This window comes from Thermoactinomyces daqus, assembly GCF_000763315.1.
Lineage (GTDB): Bacteria > Bacillota > Bacilli > Thermoactinomycetales > Thermoactinomycetaceae > Thermoactinomyces_A > Thermoactinomyces_A daqus.
The window spans coordinates 1-19,996 of record NZ_JPST01000036.1; the positions used below are offsets into that span (position 1 = coordinate 1).

21 protein-coding genes and 1 pseudogene are annotated in these 19,996 nt (G+C 50.0%); 6 read left to right on the plus strand and 16 right to left on the minus strand.

Annotated features, from left to right (window positions below):
* Window positions 1-51: 51 nt before the first annotated feature.
* The 8 genes from JG50_RS0114455 to JG50_RS0114490 form a co-directional block, all read right to left on the minus strand.
* Entirely contained in the window at window positions 52-1,377 is a 1,326-nt protein-coding gene (locus JG50_RS0114455) for a pyrimidine-nucleoside phosphorylase (protein WP_033101834.1), read from the minus strand.
* 81 nt (window positions 1,378-1,458) lie between these two features.
* Window positions 1,459-2,280 carry a purine-nucleoside phosphorylase gene (locus tag JG50_RS0114460; protein WP_033101835.1) on the minus strand — a complete coding sequence of 274 codons (822 nt, stop codon included), beginning with the start codon at window positions 2,278-2,280 and terminating at the stop codon, window positions 1,459-1,461.
* Between the two features lie 166 nt (window positions 2,281-2,446).
* On the minus strand, window positions 2,447-3,628 hold the full coding sequence (gene deoB, locus JG50_RS0114465) for a phosphopentomutase (protein ID WP_033101836.1): 1,182 nt from the start codon (window positions 3,626-3,628) through the stop codon (window positions 2,447-2,449).
* Window positions 3,629-3,777: 149 nt separating this feature from the next.
* Window positions 3,778-4,020, minus strand: a complete 243-nt coding sequence (locus tag JG50_RS0114470; protein WP_033101837.1) for a DUF4227 family protein — start codon at window positions 4,018-4,020, stop codon at window positions 3,778-3,780.
* Between the two features lie 74 nt (window positions 4,021-4,094).
* Complete coding sequence (gene ald / locus JG50_RS0114475; RefSeq protein ID WP_033101838.1) at window positions 4,095-5,225, minus strand: alanine dehydrogenase; 1,131 nt, start codon at window positions 5,223-5,225, stop codon at window positions 4,095-4,097.
* Window positions 5,226-5,321: 96 nt separating this feature from the next.
* Entirely contained in the window at window positions 5,322-5,801 is a 480-nt protein-coding gene (fur, locus tag JG50_RS0114480) for a ferric iron uptake transcriptional regulator (RefSeq protein WP_033101839.1), read from the minus strand.
* A 119-nt stretch (window positions 5,802-5,920) separates the two neighbouring features.
* Window positions 5,921-6,562, minus strand: a complete 642-nt coding sequence (gene spoIIM / locus JG50_RS0114485; protein ID WP_033101840.1) for a stage II sporulation protein M — start codon at window positions 6,560-6,562, stop codon at window positions 5,921-5,923.
* A 75-nt stretch (window positions 6,563-6,637) separates the two neighbouring features.
* Entirely contained in the window at window positions 6,638-7,147 is a 510-nt protein-coding gene (locus JG50_RS0114490) for a hypothetical protein (RefSeq protein ID WP_152568597.1), read from the minus strand.
* A 346-nt stretch (window positions 7,148-7,493) separates the two neighbouring features.
* Between JG50_RS0114490 and JG50_RS0114495 the strand changes: the two genes are divergently transcribed.
* Together JG50_RS0114495 and JG50_RS19000 are read left to right on the plus strand one after the other, a co-directional pair.
* Window positions 7,494-8,387 carry a DMT family transporter gene (locus JG50_RS0114495; protein WP_033101842.1) on the plus strand — a complete coding sequence of 298 codons (894 nt, stop codon included), beginning with the start codon at window positions 7,494-7,496 and terminating at the stop codon, window positions 8,385-8,387.
* Window positions 8,388-8,636: 249 nt separating this feature from the next.
* The gene (locus tag JG50_RS19000) at window positions 8,637-9,008 is read left to right on the plus strand and encodes a hypothetical protein (RefSeq protein WP_052154363.1); all 372 of its coding nucleotides are present in this window, start codon (window positions 8,637-8,639) and stop codon (window positions 9,006-9,008) included.
* 43 nt (window positions 9,009-9,051) lie between these two features.
* Here the strand turns inward: JG50_RS19000 and JG50_RS0114505 are convergent, their stop codons facing one another.
* Together JG50_RS0114505 and JG50_RS0114510 are read right to left on the minus strand one after the other, a co-directional pair.
* Entirely contained in the window at window positions 9,052-10,227 is a 1,176-nt protein-coding gene (locus JG50_RS0114505) for an endonuclease Q family protein (RefSeq protein ID WP_033101843.1), read from the minus strand.
* Window positions 10,224-10,772 carry an NUDIX domain-containing protein gene (locus JG50_RS0114510; protein WP_033101844.1) on the minus strand — a complete coding sequence of 183 codons (549 nt, stop codon included), beginning with the start codon at window positions 10,770-10,772 and terminating at the stop codon, window positions 10,224-10,226. Before JG50_RS0114510 ends, JG50_RS0114505 begins: the two co-directional genes overlap by 4 nt.
* A 98-nt stretch (window positions 10,773-10,870) precedes the next feature.
* Here JG50_RS0114510 and mciZ point away from each other — a divergent pair, with 98 nt between their 5' ends.
* From mciZ to trhA, 4 genes and pseudogenes are all read left to right on the plus strand, one after another.
* A complete protein-coding gene (mciZ, locus tag JG50_RS19460) occupies window positions 10,871-11,023 on the plus strand; it encodes a Z-ring formation inhibitor MciZ (protein WP_081943959.1) in 153 nt (50 codons plus the stop codon).
* Between the two features lie 152 nt (window positions 11,024-11,175).
* Window positions 11,176-11,961: pseudogene (locus JG50_RS18375) on the plus strand (fructosamine kinase family protein); the annotation flags it as partial.
* 172 nt (window positions 11,962-12,133) lie between these two features.
* The gene (locus JG50_RS0114520; protein WP_033101845.1) at window positions 12,134-12,976 is read left to right on the plus strand and encodes an EcsC family protein; all 843 of its coding nucleotides are present in this window, start codon (window positions 12,134-12,136) and stop codon (window positions 12,974-12,976) included.
* Window positions 12,977-13,459: 483 nt separating this feature from the next.
* Window positions 13,460-14,125 (plus strand): PAQR family membrane homeostasis protein TrhA, encoded by a 666-nt coding sequence (gene trhA, locus JG50_RS0114525; protein WP_033101846.1) that lies wholly within the window; start codon window positions 13,460-13,462, stop codon window positions 14,123-14,125.
* A gap of 115 nt (window positions 14,126-14,240) precedes the next feature.
* Here the strand turns inward: trhA and JG50_RS0114530 are convergent, their stop codons facing one another.
* The 6 genes from JG50_RS0114530 to JG50_RS0114550 all read right to left on the minus strand — a co-directional run bounded on the left by JG50_RS0114530 (window position 14,241) and on the right by JG50_RS0114550 (window position 19,974).
* Window positions 14,241-15,386: a M20/M25/M40 family metallo-hydrolase gene (locus JG50_RS0114530; RefSeq protein WP_033101847.1), complete on the minus strand. Its 1,146-nt coding sequence runs from the start codon at window positions 15,384-15,386 to the stop codon at window positions 14,241-14,243.
* 284 nt (window positions 15,387-15,670) lie between these two features.
* Entirely contained in the window at window positions 15,671-15,820 is a 150-nt protein-coding gene (locus JG50_RS20200; protein ID WP_160173890.1) for a hypothetical protein, read from the minus strand.
* 59 nt (window positions 15,821-15,879) lie between these two features.
* Complete coding sequence (locus JG50_RS0114535) at window positions 15,880-17,421, minus strand: acyl-CoA carboxylase subunit beta (RefSeq protein ID WP_152568604.1); 1,542 nt, start codon at window positions 17,419-17,421, stop codon at window positions 15,880-15,882.
* A 69-nt stretch (window positions 17,422-17,490) separates the two neighbouring features.
* Entirely contained in the window at window positions 17,491-17,907 is a 417-nt protein-coding gene (gene mce / locus JG50_RS21015; protein WP_033101849.1) for a methylmalonyl-CoA epimerase, read from the minus strand.
* Window positions 17,900-18,316 carry a cobalamin B12-binding domain-containing protein gene (locus JG50_RS21020; RefSeq protein ID WP_052154364.1) on the minus strand — a complete coding sequence of 139 codons (417 nt, stop codon included), beginning with the start codon at window positions 18,314-18,316 and terminating at the stop codon, window positions 17,900-17,902. The genes mce and JG50_RS21020 overlap by 8 nt, the downstream gene beginning before the upstream one ends.
* A gap of 14 nt (window positions 18,317-18,330) precedes the next feature.
* Window positions 18,331-19,974 (minus strand): acyl-CoA mutase large subunit family protein, encoded by a 1,644-nt coding sequence (locus JG50_RS0114550; protein WP_033101850.1) that lies wholly within the window; start codon window positions 19,972-19,974, stop codon window positions 18,331-18,333.
* Window positions 19,975-19,996: the final 22 nt, after the last annotated feature.

Below are 19,996 nucleotides of genomic sequence, written 5' to 3' on the forward strand. Positions count from 1 at the left end.
CTTCTTTGTCAACAACCTCAGCCCTCTTCAGAGGGCCGGATTTATCTTTATTTACAGCGGGATGACGCCATCTTCCGTTACAATCGAACGAATTAATTTCGGAGCCGAAACCGGAGTGGTACCGATCGGGATCGCCTGGCGCATCCGCTGCTTCACCTCCTCCAGCGCTTCGGTTCTGTTTACATAAAGGGAAGCCAGCGGTTCTCCCTTTTGTACGCTGTCTCCGACTTTTTTATGCAACAGGATGCCCACTGCATGGTCGATTTGATCTTCTTTTGTGGCCCGTCCTGCCCCCAATTTCATGGCACAAAGCCCTACTTCTTCAGCATGAATTGTCTGGACAATCCCATCCTGCTCCGCTTCGAGCGGAATGATTTTCCCGGGCTGCGGCAACGTCTCCGGTTGATCAATTTGTACCGGATCCCCGTGTTGGCCGACGATAAATTCTTTCAGTTTGGCCAGGGCTTTTCCGCTGCGGATCAGTTCTTCCAGCGTTTGCCGGGCGGCTTTGCTATCAGGGTATTCACCCGAGAGAACCAGCATCTGCGTTCCCAGCACCAAGCAAAGCTCGGTCAAGTCGGCCGGTCCGTTCCCTTTCAACGTATCAATCGCTTCTTTTACCTCGACGGCATTTCCGACGGCGTACCCAAGCGGCTGGCTCATGTCACTGACAACCGCGATCGTCTTGCGTCCTACATGTTTGCCGATCGCCACCATCGCCTGGGCCAGGCGGACAGCATCTGCTTCATCTTTCATGAAAGCGCCTTCCCCTGTTTTTACATCCAGCACGATCGCATCGGCACCGGCTGCGATCTTTTTGCTCATAATAGAGCTGGCGATCAGCGGAATTGAATCGACTGTTGCAGTGACATCGCGCAAAGCATACAGCTTCTTGTCAGCCGGTGTCAAATTGGCTGTCTGTCCCATCACCGCCACTTTGTTGCGATTGACGAGCTCGACGAACTCTGACGTGGCCAATTCGGTTGAAAAACCGCGAATCGATTCCAGTTTGTCAATGGTACCGCCTGTATGTCCCAGGCCCCGGCCGGAAAGTTTGGCCACCGGAACCCCGGCAGCAGCCACCAGCGGTGCCAATACCAATGTCGTCGTATCACCGACACCGCCCGTGCTGTGTTTATCCACCTTGATGCCTTGGATTGCGGAAAGATCGACCTGGTCGCCGGATTCCACCATCGCCATCGTCAGATCGGCGGTTTCTTTTTCAGTCATGCCTTGGTAAAACACGGCCATCGCCCAGGCCGACATCTGGTAGTCGGGAATCCTTCCGGAGGTATAACCTTGGATCAACTCCCGAATTTCATTGGTTTCCAACGTTTTTCCATCTCTTTTTTTGCGAATGATTTCCACGGTACTCATCTTTTGATCCCTCGTCCATCCTTCGTTAATCACGCCTGACGCGTTGCTGACAACTTCGGCGGGAAAGCATTCCCTTCCTTATTACAATCGATCGAGAATCCCTTTGACCAGGCCAATAAATTTTTCCTTGACCCGTTCGGCCGTTTCCATGACCTCCTCGTGGCTGAGAGGCTGGGGCAGAATTCCGGCGGCCATGTTGGAAATGCAGGAAATTCCCAGCACGCGAATCCCGGCATGCCGTGCAACAATCACTTCCGGCACGGTTGACATGCCTACCGCATCTCCACCAAGCGTCCGGATCATGCGAATCTCGGCCGGAGTTTCATAAGAAGGGCCCAAAACGGCGGCATAAACCCCTTCCCGCAGGGAAAAACCTTGTTCTCTTGCCACTTGCTTCGCCAAATCGCGCAATTCCGGATCATATGCGGTTGACATATCCGGGAAGCGCAGCCCCAGTTCCGGATCATTCGGGCCAACCAGCGGATTTTTAAACATGAGATTGATATGATCCTTAATCACCATTAAATCACCGGGATCATATGATTCGTTTACACCTCCGGCAGCGTTGGTAACCAGGATCGTTCCAACCCCCAATTCTTTCATAACCCGAATGGGGAACGACACCTTTTCCGGCTCATGCCCTTCATAGAGATGAAAGCGGCCGGCCATCACAACAACGGGCTTTTCATTCAAAACGCCGATAATCAGCTTGCCGGCATGTCCCTCCACGGTGGAAACCGGAAAGTGCGGAATGTTTTCATAATCGATGGAAACAGCGTTCTGAATCTCTTCCGCGATCACTCCCAAACCCGAACCAAGAATTAAACCGACAGCAGGTTGAATCGAGATTTTGCCTTGAATAAATTCGGCGGCCTCTTTGATATGTACACGAGAGTAACGCATGATCGTGTTCCTCCTCTTTTCTCTGTATCCGTTTATTGCAGCTTGGTGGTATTGCCCCCTGACCGCCCCTTATCTCATTTCCAATGGCCGGTCAGAAGGGCCTCACTCCGCTTACGAGTTTGTGAAGGCTTTCATCCTCAGGTTACGCGAGTTGACGTGACCGTCGTTATTCCAGTTCATTCAAAAAGCTCCGGCCGATCGGCGGTGCCTGGACGGCAAAATTGTGGGCAATGGTCGCCCCGACATCGGCGAAGGTTTCCCTCACTCCCAGGGATTTTCCGACATCAGCCAGTTTTTTTCCGTAAACCAGGAGCGGTGTGTATTCCCGTGTATGGTCCGTCCCATGATGAGTGGGGTCATTTCCGTGATCAGCTGTAATAATCAGCAAATCATCTTCGCGCAACGCAGCCAATATTTCCGGTAGACGCCCATCAAATTCTTCAAGTGCTGCCGCATACCCTTCCGGATCACGGCGATGTCCGTACTTGGCGTCAAAATCGACAAGATTGACAAAGGCCAGCCCGTCAAAATCTTTTTCCAACGTACGGAGCAATTGATCGACGCCATCCATATTCGATTTGGTATGTATGGCCTCGGTTACACCTTCCCCTGCATAGATATCGGAAATTTTTCCGATAGCAATCACATTTTTGCCGGCGTCCTTGAGATAGTTGAGAACCGTCGGAGCCGGCGGTTTTACCGAATAGTCACGCCGGTTTGCCGTCCGCGTAAAATTGCCCGGTTCCCCGACAAACGGACGGGCAATGACGCGGATCACCGAGTAGCGGTCATCCAGTGTCAGCTCCCGTGCAATCTCGCAAATCCGATACAATTCATCAAGCGGAACCACTTCTTCATGTGCGGCGATTTGGAAAACGCTGTCAGCCGACGTATAGACGATAAGCGCGCCGGTTTTCATATGTTCCTCGCCCAACTCCTTGATGATTTCAGTGCCGGAAGCGGGCTTATTTCCAAGTACTTTACGGCCTGTCCGCTCTTCAAAAGTCTTGATCAGCTCTTCGGGAAATCCGTTCGGGTAAGTTTTGAAAGGTTTGTCCGTATAAATGCCCATAAATTCCCAATGGCCTGTTGTCGTATCTTTCCCCTTTGAGATTTCAGCCATTTTGGCATAATAGGCGGCCGGCTTTTCCACCGGATTCACCCCTTGGATCGGAGCGATATTGCCAAGCCCCATTTTTGCCAGATTGGGCAGATGAAGACCTTTTTTGTAATCAGCTATATGTCCGAGCGTATTGGCCTCCTCATCGTCAAAGGCAGCTGCATCGGGCAAAGCGCCGATTCCGACACTGTCAAGAACGATCAGCGCGATTCGAGAAAAACGATTCATTCCATTCACTCCTTCATACCTGCACTGAAAAAAAAGAACCGACGACGCTTTTTGCTCACATCGTCTCGGCCTTATCAGTGAGTTGGGAGCAAAGCTCCCTTTCATAGTTTGTCACTGATCGACAAAAAGTGCAACATTTTCCGAACGTTTCATTCCCCGATCCAATAAAATTCTAGCAATCGCTCTTTCACTTCCTCCAGAAAGGATGAAGGACTGCTTCTGTCGGCATAAGCAAACACTTTGACTGCCCCGCCCGCCGGTTGTTTATACATAAAATCCGGCTTGAAGAGAGGAGTCAAAAAAGAAATCAACTGGTACAACAACAAAGTGAACAGGATGAACAACAGGATGAATTGACACCAATCTTTCAGCTTGCGAAGCGAGATTACCATAAAGATCGTCCTTTCCTCATATTGGTATAACCTATGGAAAAGGACGATCTTTTATGAGAAAATCTCCGGGGCATTTAAACCACTTGGCGCCCCATTATCTCATTCAGCGATACATACGGCAAGTTCAGACTCTCTGCAACGGCCTGGTATGTAACCTGCCCTTTGTACACATTGACTCCCCGGGCTAACGGGCGGTTTTCGGAAATAGCCTTTTCCAGGCCTTTGCTGGCGATTTGCACGGCATACGGAATCGTCACATTGGTCAAGGCAAAAGTAGATGTCCGGGGAACGGCGCCCGGCATGTTCGCAACAGCGTAGTGAACGACTCCGTATTTGACATAAGTCGGATCGCTGTGAGTGGTGACATGGTCAATCGTTTCGATCGAACCGCCCTGGTCGATTGCCACATCGACGATGACTGCCCCTTCCTGCATTTCTTTCACCATCTCCTCGGTGACCAGATGCGGGGCCCGGCGTCCGGGAATCAGTACCGCACCAATCAGCAGATCCGCCTGTTTCACCATTTCGGCAATATTATAGCGATTGGACATGAGTGTGTGCAATCGGCCGGCAAACAAATCATCCAGCTGGCGCAAACGGTCGGCATTAATGTCGAGGATGGTAACATTGGCTCCCATTCCCAAGGCGATTTTGGCAGCATTTGTTCCCACTGTTCCCCCGCCTATAATGACAACATTTCCCGGAACAACCCCCGGAACACCACCGAGAAGAACTCCACGCCCTCCTTGAGGCTTTTCCAGAAATCTGGCACCGATCTGCACCGACATCCGCCCGGCCACTTCGCTCATCGGGGTGAGCAGCGGAAGCGAACCGTTGTCCAATTGCACGGTTTCATAGGCGATAGCGGCCACATTTTTATCCATCAGCGCCCTCGTCAGTTCCGGTTCGGGAGCGAGATGGAGATAGGTGAACAAAATCAGATCCTCACGGAAGTATTCATACTCTTCGGGTTGCGGTTCCTTGACTTTTAAGATCATCTCCGCGTTGTTCCATGTGTCCGAAGCAGATGGTGCGATCTTGGCCCCGTGTTCTGCAAATTCCTCATCTTTGAAACCGCTTCCTTCTCCGGCGCCTTTTTCGATGATCACCTCATGACCAGCCTGTACCAGGGCATCAACGCCCCCCGGGGTGATGGCCACACGATATTCATTGTTCTTCACTTCTTTGGGCACACCAATTCTCATCAAACTTCCCCTCCTTCTGTTGCTGAATTATTTATTTCTAGGATGCAACAGCTCACCTTTTTTAAACAAAAACGTGAGATCTTTTTTTCCAAGATCTCACGTTACCTTTGAACCAACAAGCTTTTTTGGATCGGAAACCTTCCCTTTACAACGATGACAAATTCCGTGAAATGTTAACCGGTGATCAATGATCTGAAAATCATATTCTTTTTCAACCTGTACTTCAATCGGTTCCAACAAGTCTTCCATGATTTCATCAACTGACCCGCAATTGAGACAGATGAGGTGATGGTGATGGTGTTCCGCCCCTTCCGCCCGAAATTCATAGCGGGTTACGCCATCGCCAAAGTTCAGTTTATGAATGATTTGCAATTCACTGAGGAGCTCCAACGTCCTGTAAACCGTCGCTAATCCGATTTCCGGTGCTTTTTCTTTAACCAACAGGTAAACATCCTCCGCGCTTAAATGATCCTCCTCATTTTCCAGAAGGACGCGGACAGTCGCTTCCCGTTGGGGGGTTAATTTATAATTATGGGCGGATAATTGTTGTTTAATTTGATTTACCCGTTTTTCCACAGAGACACCCCCCTGCCTATCTGACTCCATTATATTGGAGAGCAACAAGGGAAGTCAAACCAATCAAGAAAAAATATCAGATGAGAATCATTTTAAAAACAATCCATTTCAGTATTTAGTTAGTTAAGTGTAGGGATTAATTCTTTCATGATCTGCGGCGAAAGAAATGCTTCAAATAGCGAAGAAATCATCAGAACCGCTGCCATTCCGGTCACCAGAATGCAAAAGGAAACAAATTGCGGATAGATCCGGCCGCGATGGTGAATCAGGCGATTGCGCACCAAATCTTTCGAAAAGTTGATCCCGGCGACGGTTACGATGATCAATGCCGGAATAATCAGCAGATTTTGCGGCACGACGGAGACAAAGGCAAACCACAATCCCTGCCAGGACAGTTGATTTACCAAAAAACCGACGGTAAAGCCGATCACCAGTCCCTTGATGAAGATAAAAATCAACAAAAGCGGAATCCCGATTACCGAGAGGCCCAAAATCCACATCAATCCGATTGTTTTCAGATGATCACCCGCCGAATGTTGCAAAGCGATGGAGGAATCGGCAATCGAATCCTGTTTCAGGCCCTGAAAAAAATACCCCAGATAATGAATCAAGCCTTCTTTTTGAGTTGGGTCAAGGGCATTGACAATCAGGGAACCGAAAATGACTCCCATCATAAACAAAACAGTGACAAACAGATAGAGCGATTTTTGCTGTTTAACATGAAGCCCGATGGTAGACCCGAGTTGATTTTTCCTCTTCATTTCGCGATCCTCCTTATCCTGTCACTCTACTCTATGACAGCACAAGGAGAAATATACAGCCCGGCATTCCTAGATTTACAGATTCTTGCCGAAACGGGTTTTCGCCGGCTGATTTTCTTTTTTGGCTTCATTTTCGGAAACTTCCGCGACTCCTCCCTCTCCCAGCCAGCTGTCAATCACCCAGCCATCTTTGGAAACGATCTTTTCCGCCTTGGTTTCATCGGCCCGAATTGTCAATTTGCGCGCTTTTAATCCCAATATGCCGCGGGCGGGACCAATCCAAAAAAGGATAGCCAATCCCAAAATGATAATGGAGATGATCAGGTTACGCAAATTCCGCAAGTCTGAAAAGTTGAGAATTTGATAAATAAAAAATCCGATCAAGGAAAAATAGCAAACAAAAAATAAAACCCAACAGCTTTTATAAATCAAAAGAAAAGAAGCGATTCGCCGACGCCGCAGCATAAAAATGGCAAACTTGCAGAGGATGATCAGGCCGATACTAACCAGCACCGCGATCAATAGCCACTCGAGCACAAATTCCTGAGAGGAAAAAGGGAAGATCATGAAATCACTCCATTGCAAAAGTAAACTCCAACTCCGATGTGATCATGGTATTTTCGCTGCCTTTTTCTTGCATAGGCAGAATTCTGCTACTCTTATCATATCAAAATAAGCGGATCAATTTCGATTTATGTTTATCTATTTTCATCATGCTGGCAATTCCATGGTCTTGTGACAAAACGGCCCGCCAGCAAAAGACAATGAATCTGTAGTCAGCTTGTGTTGACAAAACACAGGAATCCGTCATGCCCTGGTTCTTCTCAAAATTATTAAAAGAATAGATCCATTATCCTGTTTTATTTCGATTCTCGTTATTTTTGATATACTAATATAAGATTTTCAGCTTGATATAACAGAGGTGTACCCATTGGCAAAAGAACGATTTCGAACAATTGGTTTCATCGCATTTCTTGTCATCGTATGGGGCCTGTGCTGGCCTATTTATAAAATGACCTTACAATATACCCCGCCGATTCTTTTTGCCGGAATGAGGACCCTTTTGGGCGGGATCGGTCTCTCCATCCTGGCTCTGTCCCGATACCGGCAAATTCAATTCCGCACCCATTGGAAAGTCTACCTGGTGTCCGCTCTGTTCAACGCGGTTCTTTTCTATGGAATCCAAACCGTCGGGTTAAAGTATTTACCCTCGGGCCTGTTTTCGGTCATTGTCTATCTGCAACCGGTGCTGGTCGGATTTCTCGCATGGTATTGGCTTCGCGAATCGCTTAACCTGTTCAAGGTAACCGGTTTGATTTTAGGCGTGATCGGAGTGGGGGTCGTAAGCTGGGACGGGATGGCCGGTCATTTGTCGGCAACCGGAATCATTCTGGCGTTGATCACTGCTATCAGCTGGGCGATCGGCACTGTATATATGAAAAAAGAAGGAACAAATGTGGACACCCTCTGGCTGGTCTCCCTCCAATGCGTCATCGGCGGCGCTGTCATGACAGTTGCCGGTCTGGCCGTTGAAGATGCAGGGCAAATTGTATGGAACCTGCCTTATGTCTCGGGGCTGTTATTTGGCGCTTTCCTCGGAATCGCGGCTGCCTGGGTTGTTTACTTCAAACTGGTGAGAACCGGAGAAGCCAGCCGCATTGCTTCCTATACTTTTTTCGTCCCTCTCCTCTCCGTCTGGTTTGGCGCCATCTTCCTGAAGGAGCCGCTGTCGTTCCATTTGGCGCTGGGCCTTCTCTTTATCATTTTGAGCATTCTCCTGGTAAACCGCAAAGAAAAAAGGAAAAAACCGCTTCCTTCCGCCTAGCCTTCAGGGGATAATCCTTAAGCCGTTTGAAAAGGGATTATCCCTTTTCATTCTCTGTCCATTGCCAAGCTTTTCCCAACACCAGCCCATATGCCCTTTCCGCCGCGCATGCCAACCCTCCGCAAGCACAATTGTCCACATTATTCCACATCTTTTACCGCTTAAGGGGAAGCCTTTTTTTCGTTTGCCAGATGAATAATTTCTCTGAAAAAAACGACATTATATAGATGAAAAAGGAGGGATTCCCTGTTGGAGCAAAAATATCTTTTCGGTTACTTCCGAACCATGGAAGCGGCCAAACAAGCTGCACAGGCTTTGAAAGAAAATGGCTTCGAGGCTTATATCGACCGTTTTTCCCCTCTTGGCGGAGGAAATTTGCATGATCGGGACGATGATTTGAAAAATCCCTTTACTGACCCGACCATGTCGCTGCAGGCGAGCACGCTGGGCGGTGACCGCTCGGACCGGGATATTTTAAAAGCTGTCCATCCCGATGCCAGCGGCCTGTCCGGCGGGCAACCCTTTGATTCAATGGAAGATGTTTGCGTCACCGTTTTTACGGAGCCGGAACGATCGGCGCAAGCGCAACAAATCCTGGAACAGTTTGGCGCCCGTGACTAACAGAAAAGGACCTTGGCACAAAGCCAGGCCCTTTTTCTTTCATCTAGGTGATTTTCACTTTTCCGTATTTCCCGCCGCCGCCTTCTTCCAGCTCGAGCCTCTGCTCCCTGGCCAACCGGATCTGCCAGGCAATTTTCTCTCCGGCGACTGCGGCGATTTCCTCCATCCCGGCATGATGCAACACATTCATTTCCGTACCAAATACCGCCAACAATTTCTCCAGGGTTCGTTTGCCGAGTCCCGGGATAAATTCGAGAGGAACCTGATAAATATAAGGAGGGCGGTGATCAGGATGGACGCTTTCCTGGTCGGCGATTTCCATGATTCGGTCCCGTACGCCTCGTACCTTTTTCGCACTTCCGCATTCCGGGCACCGGTCTGCTTCCGGATAAGCCGGCCACAGTTCCTCACAATTGAGACAACGGGTTCGGTAATATTTCCCCAGTCTCGGATCCAATCCGTAGTTGGCGCACACTTTTCGCCCTTCTCTTCTTGACAGTGCCAGCTTCAATTCGGCAAAACTCGGTTCCTTGATCAGAAATTCGTTATACTCCCGCCCGATTTTCGGCAATGAATGAGCGTCGGAATTGGTCACAAAAGTTAACGGGGAAAGTTCGGACAACTGATCGGCCAGGCTGGAATCCGAGCTGAGTCCGAGCTCCACTCCCGCGACAAGATCAGGATTGAGCAGCTTGCTCATGCGGTCAGTCGCGTTGCCGTACACGCTTTTGAACGGGGTAAAAACATGAGCGGGAACGATGATCCCGTCAAGTTCATACACCTTTTCCTGCAAAGCTTGGGCAGGCCTGTACAGTCGCTGGGTGCTCAACTGGACATTTTTCATGTAGTTGCGGCACCACTTCGTAAACTCACGCATGTGAGCCAGCGTCGGCAAGTAAGCGAGAATGTGTGCTGCACCCATGCCCGGATCTTTAACCTCAATCTCCGCCCCAAGGATACAGATCGTGTTATGGTACAAAATCCCTCCGTCAGGATGTTCCTTGTACAAACCGGAGGAAAGACCGGCTTCAATATCTTCCTGCACCGGCGGTGACTGGGCATCAATCACTCCGATCATGCGGATTCCTTTGCGGTGTTCCGCTTCCTTCACGATACTTTCAAATGTCAGATTTCGCGCCGCTGTGATTTTGACGGGAAGATTGCGGCTGGTCCGTCCGATGTGAATATGCAGATCAGCAAAAAAAGGTGTTAAACTCATTTTTCAGTCAGCACCCGATTTTGCCACAGATAAACGGCGGCCACCGTTTTGGCATCGCAAATCTCTCCTGATCTGATCCGTTCAAAACACTCCACCAGCGACAGCTCCATTCTCTCCACAAATTCGTCCTGATCCAGATTCACCCTGCCGGCAGCCAGATTTCTCGCCTCGTACAGGTGCAAATATTCATCGGCAAAACCCGGGGAAGTATAAAAAGAAACAACGTGTTTTACCTCGCCCGCTTTGTATCCCGTTTCTTCCTCCAATTCCCGCTTGGCACAATCCAGCGGATCCTCCCCCGGCTCCAGCTTTCCGGCCGGAATCTCCAAAATCGTCTTCTCCAGCGGTTTTCTGAACTGACGGACAAACACCATTTTGTTTTCATCCGTTACTGCCATTACCGCGACAGCCCCGGGATGTTTCACGATTTCGCGCTTGGAGGTATTGCCGTTTGGCAACCGTACCTCGTCCACTTGCAGACGGATGACCTTTCCCTCAAACACCGTCCGGCTCGAAATGGTCTTTTCTTCCAAATCCCGTTTCATCACAGTCACTCCTGTTCACATCCTCTTCATTATACATATCTTGCGGGCAGAATGCGTATCAGAAAGATAATCCTCAAAATGGAAGCGAGTGAAAAAACATGAAAAAAAGATGGGACGAACGTTCTGTCTGGATCAGCGGAAAAGCATGGCAAATCCGTCTTTATCTTCACCATCTGGCCCAAAGCAACCTCACCGTCAAACAATATATCCGAAAGCGATCAGCCGTTTTCCACTATAATAGAAACAGATAAAATTGACGAGCAGGGCACAGTTCTGACCATGCGGCTGCAAAAATCAGACAGAGAACAGGGAGATGATCCTTCTTGCTGGCAACTCTTCAGGCACTTTTGCAGGGAATTGAGAAGGAAGCTGAAATCATCCGTTACCGCCCCGTATCCGGCGGATGCATCAATCGGTCATTTTATGTACAAACCCGGACCCGTGCCTATTTTGTCAAGGTGAATGAACAAATGGATCACCGTTTTTTTCAAGCGGAAGCTCACGGATTGAAGTTGCTGAAAAAAACAAACACCATCGCCGTTCCTGACGTAATCGGCATCAGCCGGGAAGAAACGGACAATCGCCGTTTCTCGTGTTGGAATGGATTGACGGGGAGGAGAGCTTCCGGACCGAGGAGGAGCTCGGGCGGGGGGTGGCCGGGCTGCACCGCCACAGGGGAACGCATTTCGGATTGGAAATGGACAATTATCTTGGCATGTTGCCGCAAAAAAACGGCTGGTCAGATGATTGGCCCGCTTTTTACCGTGACCGTCGCCTCGGAGTTCAATTGAAACTCGGACAGAAAAAAGGCGCCATCTCCCCTCTGCGCTCTCAAAAACTGGAGAGATTGATGGCCCGTCTCGATTCCTTCTTACCGGCTGATGTCACCCCATCCCTGATCCACGGAGATTTGTGGAGCGGCAACTGGATGGCTGGTCCCGGCGGACGTCCCTATTTGATCGACCCGGCTGTCCAGTATGCCCATTCCGAGATGGAGCTGGCATTTACCGAGCTGTTCGGCGGTTTTTCGCAGCGTTTTTACCGCGCATACACGGAGATGAATCCGCTTGATCCCGGATATGAAGAACGGAAGCCTTTATATCAGCTTTACTATCTGCTCGTGCACTTAAATATCTTTGGGGAAACCTATGGCCCGGCCGTGGACCGAATTTTGGATTATTATCTTTAAAAATCCCCAACGTGGTCTCAGGCCGGTTCGCGTTTCTTCACTCCCAATTTTGCTTAACTTTGATGCGGTTGTATATGACAAGACATGAATGATTTCTAACATTATAGTGAAAAAATTTCTGACTCACAAGACAGGAAATATTATTCAAGCTTATCCAAGGAGAGGATCAAACTTGCACACCTCCTTCCCGACTGACAGCAAAGAGCAATTGCTGAGGGAACTCAGCCTGATTCAAAAATGGGAAAAGGATCAAAAAGATTTATGGTTTTGGGAAAAACTCGGTCGTCTTCCCTTTGTGCTTTTGGACCGCATCACACCCAAAGCCGTTCAGGACTTCTTGGGAAAGGTGCTGGATGAGTTGGGAGGCTTTATCCAGACAGGCGGCAAATACTTAATTTCCGAAAAAGAGATCATCAACGATTTGGAAAAGCACGCAGGTCTCCCGTCCGGCGGGCTCACGCTCGATCAGGTGGCGTCACTTCCTCTCGGTACAATGAATAAAGCGGCAGAAAAACTGAAGGAATCCCGGAGCGAATGGGCCATGATCCAAGGAGCCACAACCGGAATCGGCGGCATTTTCACACTGGCGATCGACATCCCGGCTCTGCTCGGTCTCTCCTTGAAAGTGCTTCAGGAGATGGCTTTGGTTTATGGCTATAATCCCCTGGAAAAAAGGGAACGGATCTTTATCGTCAAGTGTCTCCAGTTCGCTTCAGCCGATTATGTGGGGAAACAGGCGGTCATTTCGTATTTAACCCGTTTTCAGGAGGGGGAAATCCAGCGGGAATCGATTTCGGAATTACAGGGATGGCGTGAAGTGGTCGCCACCTATGGCGAAAATTTCGGATGGAAGAAGCTGTTCCAAATGGTTCCCGTCATCGGAATCATCTTTGGCGCGTTTCTGAACCGTTCCACGGTAGAAGATGTTGCAGAGGCGGGAATGATGCTGTACCGCAAGCGTCGGATTCTGGAAAAACTTGAGAGTCTCAACGCTGAACGGCATCCGAACCGCTAGAGTAATAAAAAACGGGCCGCGATCCGCTGTTGCGGCGGATGGCCCGTTTTTTGATTTTGCATTTGAAACCGTTATCTGAGCAATCCAAATATCCAGCGATGCAGTGAAGGCCATTTAAATCTCCGCAACCAGAACCATACTTTCCTGAACCACCAAATCCGCCAAATCCACCGAATAATGGCCATTATACACCCCCGGCAAACAGGATTCGCTTCATCCTATTCCCATATGTGAAAGGTGGAAGTGCATTCTCCCCATTTCAGCCGATTTTAAACGAATGTTGACTCAAAACAAGCTCCTCCCCATCCGACCAGTTCCGGATTTGCCCTGTACAGTCAGCAAACATAAATGCTAGAATAGCTAACAACAAGCTGGAAAGGTGTGGGAGGCTTTAAACAAAATTGTCTTAAAATAACGAAATCACTCCTGCTGCTCCTTTTGTGAAAGTCCGCATATGATCCTGAACCCACCGGAGGTTATGAAATGAAGCGATTGAAAATGAAAGAACCTGTTAATACCTGGACCCATTTCGTCACATTCCTTGCAGCTATTGCCGGTTTGGTGTTTCTGATCAAACTCAGCTGGTTTCACCCCTCCGCACTCGTAACGATGACCGTCTACGGTGTGAGTGTCATTTTATTATATGGCGCCAGTTCCCTCTATCATTGGGTATCCACGACTCCGAAAAAAGAGCTTTTCCTGCGAAAGATGGATCACTGTGCGATTTATCTCTTAATTGCCGGATCCTATACCCCGGTCTTTTATTATGGCTTGGATGGCAATTGGAAATGGATCATGCTGTCCAGTGTCTGGAGCCTGGCGCTGATCGGGATCGTTTTAAAGGTGTTTTTTATCCACGTCCCCCGCTATATTTCCACGGCATTCTATGTGACACTGGGCTGGATTGCCTTGATTCCCTTCGTACAACTGATTCATAATTTGCCTGCGGGAGCGATTACCCTGATGGTCGCAGGCGGCGTTTTTTACACGATCGGCGCCATCATCTATGCGACCAAGTGTTTTAATTTTTTCCCGAACAAATTCGGTTTCCATGAGATTTTTCATCTGTTTATCATGGCGGGAACCGCTTTTCACTTTGCGATGATGGTTCTCTATATTCTGCCGATTGGCCTGGAAACCACGCATTGAACCTGTTTCACCGCGGATGGATGAATAGATGGCACGCTTTCAATGCACACTTAATCATGTCGTTTAAAACAGAGGAGCATCCTCACGATGAGGACGCTCCTCCCAATTTGGCTCCTTATTTTGATGTCGTACTGTGTACGGGAACTTTTGCGCATTCACCGACCAGCTCGACAACCAGTTCTGCCGCTTTTTCCAATTCGGCGATCGGCATTCTCTCTTTGGTTGTATGGATATTTTCATACCCGATCCCCAGATTGACCGTTGGAATGCCATGGCCGGCAATCACGTTGGCATCGCTGCCTCCGCCGCTTGCAGCAATTTTGGGCGTGCGGCCCACTTTTTCCACGGCAGCTTTCGCTTTTTTCACGACAACGTCTTCTTCCGTAAATTTAAAACCGGGATACAGCACCTTGGTTTCCACTTCGGCACGTGCGCCAAATTGCTCCGCCGCCTCTTCAAACGCTTGTACCATATGTTTAACCTGTGCGCGCAGCTTCACTTCATTGCGGCTGCGTGCTTCGGCTACGATCTCCACCCGGTCCGGAACGACATTGCTGGCGATGCCGCCCTGAAATTTTCCTATGTTGGCTGTGGTCTCGGCATCAATGCGCCCCAGACGCATTTTTGAGATCGCCCGGCTCGCCACCTGAATGGCGCTGATCCCATTTTCGGGATCGACACCGGCATGAGCGGACTTTCCATGAATGGTGGCCAAAATTTTCACCTGCGATGGGGCTGAGGTGATAATCGTTCCAACCGGCCCGTCCGAATCAAAGGCAAAACCAAAATCGGCATCAACCAGCTTCATCTCCAAATGACGCGAGCCAATCAACCCCGATTCTTCTCCGGCCGTAATGATCAATTGAATCTGACCGTGAGGCAGTTTTTGTTCCTGCATCACACGCAAGCCTTCCAAAAGAGCGGCAAGTCCGGCTTTATCATCGCTTCCGAGAATGGTCGTGCCATCGGAAACGATGTAATCTCCCTGAATCGACGGTTTGATCCCCTTACCGGGAGCAACCGTATCCATATGGCATGTAAAATAGATCTTCGGCGCGCCTTGTATCGTCCTCGGCATCGTGGCAATTAAGTTTCCGGCTCCGTGTCCCGTCAGCTTGGCCGAGTCATCCTCGATCACCTGCAACCCCAGCGAGGTCAATTTTTCTTTGAGAAGATCACAGATCGCTCTCTCATCACCAGTTTCACTATCCGTTGTCACTAGCTCAATAAATTCATCGATTAGGCGTTGTTTGTTTATCAACGGGGTGCGCCTCCAATCGCTATTTAAATTTCTTCCTATTTTACCACGTTCAAGCCGTTTGTCATGGGAATAATCAAGGCGATAAACGGCCAAAATACCGGGTATCCGCCAAAAATACCTAATTTTAACCAAATAAACCCAACATTGCTGAGAAATTGACGAAAATCAGCACGCCCTTGGAAGAAATCGAATGAAATTTTGTGTCCCTGGCGCGGATCAAATTTCCGAAATCTTCTTTTTTATACATTTTCCCCGATCACCATCGTTTTATTCACCGATGACCCTCATCCGTGAATCTCCGCCGCAACCATCCTCCGTCCCGTCTGCCGGCGAAGTGCCTTGGCCAAACAGGGCTTGCCCCTGACGGCCAGTTTGGCCTTGACCGAATGGTATGCCCTGCATACAATCGCGCCACCCGGCCCATCGTTTTCCAACGTGAACGATCCACGGAACCCCGGATAAAGAAAATCTCCTTATTCACTTTATCCCTCCATTATAACGGAATATTGCCGTGCTTTTTCGGCGGGCGTGTCTCCCGTTTGTTTCGCAGGATCTCCAAGGCGGTTTTTAATTTTTGTCTCGTTTCCCGCGGATCAATGACATCGTCAACCATTCCATGGGCTGCTGCGATATACGGGTTGGAAAACTTCTCTTTGTATTCTTCGATTCTGCGTTTTCTCGTTTCCTCCGGATGCTCGCTCTCCTCAATCTCCCTGCTGAAAATGATATTGGCCGCGCCTTCCGCCCCCATGACGGCAATTTCCGCACTGGGCCACGCGTAGACAAGATCTGCGCCGATCGCTTTGCTGTTGAGCGCCACATACGCCCCGCCGAATGCTTTGCGCAAAATGATCGTAATTTTCGGCACGGTCGCTTCCGAATAAGCGTACAGGATTTTGGCGCCATGGCGGATGATCCCGTGATGTTCCTGGTTGACTCCCGGGAAAAAGCCGGTGACATCCACGAAAGTAATGATGGGAATGTTGAAACTGTCACAGAAGCGAATAAAGCGGCTCAATTTATCCGATGCATCAATATCCAGGCTTCCTGCCATCACTTTCGGCTGATTGGCGGCAATTCCCACCGTCCGTCCGCCGATTCTGGCAAATCCGACGACGATATTGCGGGCAAAATCGGGATGAACTTCCATGAAATCCCCTTGATCGACAATCAGTTGGATCACTTGTTTTACATCGTAGACCCGGCTGCCGTCAACGGGAACGGCCCCGGCCAGCTCTTCGATCCAGCCATCATCCTCTTTTTCATAGACTCGCGGCGGGTCTTCCATATTGTTTTGCGGCAAATAACTCATTAAACGGCGGACTTGTTCCAGCACCTCCGGTTCGGTGGCAGCCGTGAAATGGACGTTGCCGCTCAGGCTGGCATGGACTTCGGCTCCCCCCAGCTCTTCTGCGGAAATTTTCTCCTTGGTCACCGCTTCGATTACTTTTGGGCCGGTGATGAACATCTGGCTTGTATTTTGCACCATAAAGACAAAATCGGTAATCGCCGGAGAATAAACCGCTCCCCCGGCACACGGACCCATGATGACGGAAATCTGCGGAATCACCCCGGAGTAGATCGAATTCCGGTAAAAAATGTGGCCGTATCCGTCCAGAGAGACAACCCCCTCCTGAATGCGCGCTCCCCCCGAGTCATTGAGTCCGATGACCGGAGCTCCGTTTTTTGCGGCCAAATCCATCAGGCGGGCGATCTTTAAAGCATGCATCTCTCCCAGCGCACCGCCAAACACGGTAAAATCTTGGGCAAACACATACACATCCCGTCCGTGGATCTTTCCGTAACCGGTCACCACGCCTTCCCCCGGCGCTTCTGTTTGATCCATGCCAAAATGGGTGGCGCGATGCTCGATAAACGGATTGAGTTCCACAAAAGAGCCTTCATCCACCAACAGGTCAATGCGTTCCCTTGCGGTCAGCTTTCCGCGTTTGTGCTGGGAGCGGATCCGCAATTCCCCGCCGCCCTGCTCAACTTTGGCCCGTTTTTGATTCAGTTCCTCAATCTTTTGATACATATCCATCTCTCTGTCGCTCCCCATCAAGTTTTATCCTGGATATCCTTTCCACAAGATTGGCAAAAGCGTTCAATCTTCAACCAAATGATTCGGTTCGCACAGTTCCACCAGAACGCCGCCCGCCTGTTTGGGATGTAAGAAGGCGATATTCATCTGATGCGCGCCGGGCTTGGGCCTTTCATTGATGAGGCGAACCCCTTTTTCGCGCAGGGCTTTGAGGCGCTCCTCCAATTCCTCCACCTCGAGGGCAATATGGTGAATTCCTTCTCCAAACCTGGCAATATATTTGGCGATGGCACTGTTTTCCGAAAGCGGTTCCAGCAATTCAATCCGGCTCTCCCCCACTTTAAAAAAGGCCACCCGTACCTGCTCGCTCTCGACGGTTTCGATCCCCTCCAGCGGCAATTCCAGCACATCTTGATACCAGGAACAGGAAGTGTCGAGATTTTTCACGGCGATGCCGATGTGGCTGATCTTTTTAGCCATTTTTCATCCCCTCCCTGTCCAAAACGGCTTGGCGAATAAAATCCGCTGTCTCCTTGGTCGTAGTTCCGGAGGTGAAAATCTCCGCGATTCCCTGCTCTTTTAAAAAAGGGATGTCGGCTTGCGGAATCACACCGCCGCCCACAACAATGATATCCTCCGCTCCCTGTTCCCTGAGCAGGCGCACCACCTCCGGAAACAGCTCATTATGGGCTCCGGACAGGCAGGATAATCCGATCACATCCACATCCTCCTGAATGGCTGTAGCCACAATTTGTGCCGGAGACTGCCGCAAACCGGTATAAATCACTTCCATCCCTTCATCGCGCAGTGCTTGGGCAATGATTAACGCTCCGCGATCATGCCCGTCGAGCCCCGGCTTTGCCACCAAGACGCGAATTGGTCTGTTCATTTTGCTTCCTCCCTCTATACCGATTGATATTCGCCGAAAACACCACGGAGTGTATGGCAAATTTCACCAACCGTCGCATACGCTTTTACCGCTTCCAGAATTCGTGGCATCAAGTTTTCCGATGTCTGTGCCGCCTGTTTCAGCCGGTCCAGACATGCTTTCACCTTCCCGGCATCCCGCTGTGAACGGACGCGTTTCAATTTTTCAATCTGCTGTGTGGCGATTTGCGGATCTACCCGCATCAGTCCGGGCTGTTCCTCCTGCTCCAGCCGGAAACGATTGACGCCGACCACCACTTCTTCACCGGATTCAATCTTCCGCTGGGTATCAAGGGCGGTACGCCGGATCTCCCCTTGCATGAACCCTTGTTCAATCGCTTGGACAGCCCCGCCCATCGCATCGATCTTTTCAATATATTCAAGTGCCGCCTGTTCAATCTGATCTGTGAGCGCCTCAATGAAATACGATCCTCCCAACGGATCAACCGTGTCGGCGACTCCGCTTTCGTAAGCGATGATCTGTTGCGTCCTCAGGGCGATACGGGCTGATTCCTCCGTGGGCAAAGCCAGCGCCTCATCGCGCGAGTTCGTATGCAGGCTTTGCGTTCCCCCCAGCACCGCGGCCAATGCCTGCAGCGTAACCCGGACAATATTGTTATCCGGCTGTTGCGCGGTGAGGGTGGAACCCCCGGTCTGCGTGTGAAAACGCAATTGTAACGAGCGCTCGTTCGAGGCATGGAAACGCTCCCGCATGATTTTCGCCCATAACCGCCTCGCTGCCCGGAATTTGGCGATCTCCTCAAAAAAGTGATTGTGCGCGTTGAAGAAAAAAGATAAACGCGGAGCGAATTGATCTACTTCGAGGCCGGCCTTCAGCGCCGCTTCGACATAGGCGATCCCGTTTGCCAGCGTAAACGCGACTTCCTGAACCGCGGTGGAACCAGCTTCCCGAATGTGATAACCGCTGATGCTGATCGTATTCCATTTGGGCACTTCTTTCGCACAATACGCAAAAATATCCGTGATCAGCCGCATCGACGGTTTGGGTGGAAAAATATAAGTGCCGCGCGCCACATATTCCTTCAAAATATCGTTTTGAATCGTCCCGCGCAGCTGGTGTGGCTTCACTCCTTGTTTTTCTCCGACGGCAATGTACATTGCCAGCAAAATGGCGGCCGGCGCATTAATCGTCATCGATGTGCTCACTTTATCCAGGGGAATTCCGGCAAACAAGGCTTCCATGTCCTGCAAACTGTCAATCGCCACTCCGACCTTGCCCACTTCGCCCGTTGCCATCGGATCATCGGAGTCATAACCGATCTGCGTGGGTAAATCAAATGCGACGCTCAGCCCGGTTTGCCCCTGCTTCAACAGATAGTGAAAGCGCTGGTTTGTCTCCTCCGCAGTTCCGAAACCGGCATATTGACGCATGGTCCACAAGCGGCTTCGGTACATCGTCGGCCGAATTCCTCTGGTGTACGGAAATTCTCCCGGCAGTTCCTCATCTTCCCGTGCCCTGTCCTCTTTGGTATATAAACGCTTCACTTCGATGCCGGAAAGCGTAGTAAACGGGTTTTTGCGTTCAGGAGATTTGGCCAATAAAGTCTCCGTTTTCTCTTCCCACTTTTGGATCCGTTCGTTCCATCTCTCTTTCTCCACGCGGACAATCTCCTCTCCATCT

Bases quoted from the DNA above. Each gene is read 5' to 3' on its own strand.
- JG50_RS0114470 (WP_033101837.1), bottom strand. From the start codon at position 4,020: ATGGTAATCTCGCTTCGCAAGCTGAAAGATTGGTGTCAATTCATCCTG.
- JG50_RS21020 (WP_052154364.1), bottom strand. From the start codon at position 18,316: ATGAACAGACCAATTCGCGTCTTGGTGGCAAAGCCGGGGCTCGACGGG.
- mciZ (WP_081943959.1), top strand. From the start codon at position 10,871: ATGAAAAAAAGATGGGACGAACGTTCTGTCTGGATCAGCGGAAAAGCA.
- deoB (WP_033101836.1), bottom strand. From the start codon at position 3,628: ATGAATCGTTTTTCTCGAATCGCGCTGATCGTTCTTGACAGTGTCGGA.
- ald (WP_033101838.1), bottom strand. From the start codon at position 5,225: ATGAGAATTGGTGTGCCCAAAGAAGTGAAGAACAATGAATATCGTGTG.
- JG50_RS0114455 (WP_033101834.1), bottom strand. From the start codon at position 1,377: ATGAGTACCGTGGAAATCATTCGCAAAAAAAGAGATGGAAAAACGTTG.
- mce (WP_033101849.1), bottom strand. From the start codon at position 17,907: ATGGCTAAAAAGATCAGCCACATCGGCATCGCCGTGAAAAATCTCGAC.
- JG50_RS0114460 (WP_033101835.1), bottom strand. From the start codon at position 2,280: ATGCGTTACTCTCGTGTACATATCAAAGAGGCCGCCGAATTTATTCAA.
- spoIIM (WP_033101840.1), bottom strand. From the start codon at position 6,562: ATGAAGAGGAAAAATCAACTCGGGTCTACCATCGGGCTTCATGTTAAA.
- trhA (WP_033101846.1), top strand. From the start codon at position 13,460: ATGAAGCGATTGAAAATGAAAGAACCTGTTAATACCTGGACCCATTTC.
- JG50_RS0114535 (WP_152568604.1), bottom strand. From the start codon at position 17,421: ATGTATCAAAAGATTGAGGAACTGAATCAAAAACGGGCCAAAGTTGAG.
- JG50_RS0114510 (WP_033101844.1), bottom strand. From the start codon at position 10,772: ATGAAACGGGATTTGGAAGAAAAGACCATTTCGAGCCGGACGGTGTTT.
- JG50_RS0114505 (WP_033101843.1), bottom strand. From the start codon at position 10,227: ATGAGTTTAACACCTTTTTTTGCTGATCTGCATATTCACATCGGACGG.